We start from the raw sequence: 2,662 nt of genomic DNA, 5'->3' as shown, positions 1-2,662 counted from the left end.
GGCCAGGGCGATCTCGCGGGCGGTGGCGCCGTCCCCGCCGGCGCGGCCGCGCAGGAGGGTGTCGTAGCGGGCGGTGGCCTGGACCTGGCGGGCGGTCAGGGCGCGGATCTGCCGTTCGGCGTCGGTGATGACGTCGATGAGCTGCGCGGGCTCAGGTTCCCCAGGTCCTCCAGGGGGTCCTGAGGGGGCGCGGCGTTCGACGTCATGGCGCAACCCTAGCGTCCGGGAGCCTCGTCGACAAGGGCGAAAGCGTTGCGCTGCAACGGGTTGAAGACCATCGCAGCGGCCCGTCCCAGTTGTACCAGCCACCTCCGACATCGAAGGCGGGGTTGTCCACACCTCGGGTGGCGGCCCGTGCCCGGACGGAGAACCTCGTGGTGGTGACGTCGACCGACGACGAGGCGCTCCTGGGCGAGGAACTGGTGCGCACCGTTCTCCACGCAGAACTGCCCGACCTTGCGGAACTGCCTGTTGTCGACCTTGTGGGGGGACGGGCAACGGGATGTTCCCCCTCGGCGAAACTCCGCTGGCTCCCGCGGTTGCGACCCCTTCACTCTCCCGGTGCCCGTCCCGGTCACCAGGGGGCTGCCCACGCCCGTGCACCCGTTGCCGTGGGCGCTCCTGGAGTGGATCGACGGTGACGACGGCGGGAAGGTGCCCGTGGACGGCCGGGCGGGTTCGGTTGGGAGGTGGCGCGCTTCGTCGCGAGCCCGCACGCCACGGACCTCGTGGGCTCGCGCCGGGTCGGCGAACTCGACTGGTGCCGGGGAGGCCCACTGCGCGCGCCATGCGGGTCACCGAGTGCTTCGCCGCCGTCCGGACCGCAAGCCTCGCCTCCGGCGTCGACGTCGACCGGCTCACGGAGCTGTGGTGCGAGTCCCTGCAGCTTCCCGGCCCCGTCGAACCGCCTGTCTGGCTCCGACGGGACCTGCGACCCGCGAACCTGGTGAGGCGGGGTGGCCGACTGTCGGCGGTCATCGACTTCGGCGCCTTGTCCGTGGGGTTGGCCCGACGTCGAACACGTCGTCGCCCGGAACAGGCAGCCGACCGGGCGGGCCGCCTACCGCGAGTTCCTGGGTGTCGATGCGTTGACGTGGGCGCGGGCCCCGGCACGTCGCTGAGGACGCCGACGACGAGCCCCGAGCGCGAGCTCGCGACAGGGCGTGACGGCTCCTCGCCCGATCGGGCTACAGGAAGGGCCCCGGACGGCCGAGGCAGTGGGGGAGCAACGACACCCCCGCAGCCCAGATCGTCCGGAGGACATCGTGGACACCACCGCCCGCCCCGCCCACCGCACCAGCCGCCGTCACCGCCTCCTCGGCGCAGCCGTCGCCGTGGCCGCCGCGGTCGGGGTGGCCGGAGCGGGGGCTGCGCACGCGGACGGCGGCCTCACGGGTGACGGGGCTCAGGCGTGGCGCTCCTACGAGCTCGTCAACGCCGCGCGCACCCAGGCGGGTCTGCCGGCGCTGGGACTGACCGACGAGGCCAACCGCATCGCCACCGACTGGGCCTTCCGCATGGCCGACGACGCGCAGCTCAAGCACAACCCGGACCTGTCCCGTCAGCTGCAGGGCTGGTCGCTGGTGGCCGAGAACGTGGGTGTCGGTGCCGACTCCGACCAGCTCCAGGGCGCGTTCATGGCCTCTCCCGGTCACCGCGCCAACATCCTGCGCCCCGAGGTGAGCGTCATGGGCCTCGGTGCCGTCCGCTCCGAGGACGGCCGCCTGTGGGTCGTGCAGGTCTACGAGCAGCCGAACGGCCCCGTCGCGGGCTTCCACCCGGCGCCGCAGGACGCGCCCCCGGCCCCGGCCCAGCCCGCCGCCCAGAGCGCCGCGCAGCCGTTGCCGGCCCCCGCCTTCCAGGCGGCCCCGGCGCTGGACCGCGAGCTGCGCGTTCGCTCCTGACCCGCCGGCCCCGCCCTCAGGGGCGCAACCGTCGACGTCGTCGGTGCTCGACGAACGCCTCCAGGTTCTCGCGGTAGTGGTCGGCGACGGCCTGGGCCGCCGCCTCGTTGCGGTAGCCGTCGTCGACGCGGATCGTCACGTAGACCTCCCACGCCCCGTCGCTGCGGCGTCCGAGGCGCACCTCGGTCCACTCGTCGTCCAGGTGCGGGAGCAGCATCAGCTCCGGGAAGTTGCCCGGGTTCGCCAGCAGGTCGTCCGCCATGGGCACAGCCTGGACCCTGACCGCCCCCTCGCGGGCCGGGACACGACGACCCGTCCGTGCGGTCGGGCGACGTCGCCGCCGACGCGGACGTCGGTGGATCGTCACAACGGCGGCCGTGCCCACCCCGGTCGTCACGGATGCATCACGTCCGGGTGAACTCCGTTGACCTGTGCTGTGCCGGTGGACTACAACCGTGACTAGACAACGTTGTCACGTCGCGCGCAGTTGCGCCGGGAGGAAGAACCATGTCGCGTCCCTCGAAGTCCTCGTCCACGGCCTCGCTGGCCACGTTCCGTCACAAGGCCCCCGCCGCGCTCTTCGCCTGCGTGGCGGCGGTGGCGACCGTGGCGGCGTGTGGTGGTGGTGCTGGCACCGGTTCTGGTGGGGGTGACAAGGTCGCCGTGTCGTTGATCACGAAGGATTCGACGAACCCGTTCTTCGTGGCGATGCAGAAGGGCGCGAAGGCGGAGGCGGCCAAGGAGGGTGTGGACCTGAC

The 2,662-nt window shown here is 72.8% G+C and carries 3 protein-coding genes and 2 pseudogenes; 3 read left to right on the top strand and 2 right to left on the bottom strand.

From position 1 onward, the window contains the following. Positions 1-213: hypothetical protein (locus tag AB0637_RS24910; protein WP_366175475.1), on the bottom strand; the 213-nt coding region annotated here is incomplete at its 3' end. A 289-nt stretch (positions 214-502) separates the two neighbouring features. On the opposite strand from AB0637_RS24910, the pseudogene AB0637_RS24905 reads away from it, so the two are divergent. Further along, positions 503-994: pseudogene (locus AB0637_RS24905) on the top strand (phosphotransferase); the annotation flags it as partial. Between the two features lie 271 nt (positions 995-1,265). Continuing rightward, the gene (locus tag AB0637_RS24900) at positions 1,266-1,904 is read left to right on the top strand and encodes a CAP domain-containing protein (RefSeq protein WP_366175474.1); all 639 of its coding nucleotides are present in this window, start codon (positions 1,266-1,268) and stop codon (positions 1,902-1,904) included. A 16-nt stretch (positions 1,905-1,920) separates the two neighbouring features. Here AB0637_RS24900 and AB0637_RS24895 read toward each other — a convergent pair whose 3' ends face one another. Continuing rightward, positions 1,921-2,166: a hypothetical protein gene (locus tag AB0637_RS24895; RefSeq protein ID WP_366175473.1), complete on the bottom strand. Its 246-nt coding sequence runs from the start codon at positions 2,164-2,166 to the stop codon at positions 1,921-1,923. Positions 2,167-2,411: 245 nt separating this feature from the next. On the opposite strand from AB0637_RS24895, the pseudogene AB0637_RS24890 reads away from it, so the two are divergent. Beyond that, positions 2,412-2,662, top strand: a pseudogene (locus AB0637_RS24890) (sugar ABC transporter substrate-binding protein); the annotation flags it as partial.

The organism is Kineococcus sp. NPDC059986 (genome assembly GCF_040702905.1).
GTDB lineage: Bacteria > Actinomycetota > Actinomycetes > Actinomycetales > Kineococcaceae > Kineococcus.
The sequence above is the reverse complement of the archived record's forward strand: the minus strand, read 5'-3'. Positions and strand labels throughout refer to the sequence as shown.

What these genes read in the sequence shown, in the direction of transcription:
- AB0637_RS24895 (WP_366175473.1), bottom strand. Translation starts at nt 2,166, where the DNA reads ATGGCGGACGACCTGCTGGCGAACCCGGGCAACTTCCCGGAGCTGATG.